The sequence below is a fragment of the Cupriavidus sp. 05N39 genome (assembly GCF_056397325.1).
This window is the reverse complement of sequence record NZ_JBFTNE010000249.1, coordinates 1-1,155: the sequence shown is the minus strand read 5'-3', so window position 1 is coordinate 1,155 and position 1,155 is coordinate 1. Positions and strand designations below refer to the sequence as shown.

General features: G+C 46.6%; 2 protein-coding genes. Both read left to right on the top strand.

Annotated elements, in window-relative coordinates; genetic code table 11:
* The first annotated feature begins 9 nt into the window (after positions 1–9).
* On the top strand, positions 10–120 hold the full coding sequence (locus AC1DN0_RS41080) for a hypothetical protein (protein WP_477144789.1): 111 nt from the start codon (positions 10–12) through the stop codon (positions 118–120).
* Positions 121–362: 242 nt separating this feature from the next.
* Positions 363–1,155, top strand: a 793-nt coding sequence (locus AC1DN0_RS41075) for a restriction endonuclease (RefSeq protein WP_477146613.1), incomplete at its 3' end; no start/stop codon positions are given.

Genomic DNA, 1,155 nt, shown 5'->3' with positions numbered 1-1,155 from the left:
GGTGGTTTCCTGGGCCGCAAGAGTGATGGCGAGCCCGGCGCCAAAACGATCTGGATCGGCATGCAGCGAACCATGGATGCTGCGTTCATGATCCTGGCGCTACGGGCTGAGGACTCATGACTTCTGTATAAGGAGATGCGTTATATGGTGCCTACGCAATTTTCAAATTGTTCGGATTATATGTGGTCGCTGGATACTAACCATAATATTTGAGTTTTGTGCCCAAGCCTCTATTTCGTCGGTGCAATTTCACCAGGGCAGGAGGATCAACCAAGTGAGTTGTGTGGTCAAATCTATGTTTCAGGTTGTATTTACAAAAATGTCAGATTGATTGTCAAATTAAGATCTTCTGGAGGTTATGCATGGCCGGAATTTGGTTTAATCCTGAAACGCTAGCTGATTCACTCAATGAAACAGTTGGCTACAAAGCAGGACTTGCGCTTTCCGCGGAGGAAATTTGTGACCACCTCGCGGGAACAGGATATCCAGACGTCATTAAAAGATCTGAAATTCGTACGGTTCGACTTCGGTCAGAAGAGTACGAAGAACTTTTCTACAAATTGCTCCATCGAGTCGGATACACAACCGAAGAACATGGCGGCGCAGTCGCTAGTATGGCGTCTCTTTATCACAAGTATAAAAAGGCCGACCTCGCCACATACGAAGGAGTCATGAGGCTGTATCATTCCCACGCTCGAATCATGATGGAAGAGGCCATGCGGCAAGGAGTAAAGTCGATGGATCCTACGGATTTCATGCGCAATGTATTTGCAAAGTATGGAGAGCGAGGTCTTAGAATTTCCATGGAGGTGATCGAAACTTTTAATCGAGTCGTTAGTTTGAGCCCGCACAGTATTGTGCGTTACACGGAGTGGAGAAATATCGAAAAATTAAGCTCCTTGTTTGCAGGAGGCAAGACAAAACCGGCGTATGGAGAATTCATTGATCAACGTTTCATTGACTATCTTAGTCAAAATCCAGAGTCTATTGGAAAGATGCATTGGCGCAAGTTCGAGGAACTAACCGCCGAGTATTTTTTTAGAGTCGGATACAAAGTGGAGCTAGGGCCGGGTGGGAATGATGACGGAGTCGATATTCGCATCTGGCTGCCGGATGAAAGCGAAAACGCTCCGCACGGGATCATTCGGATCATTC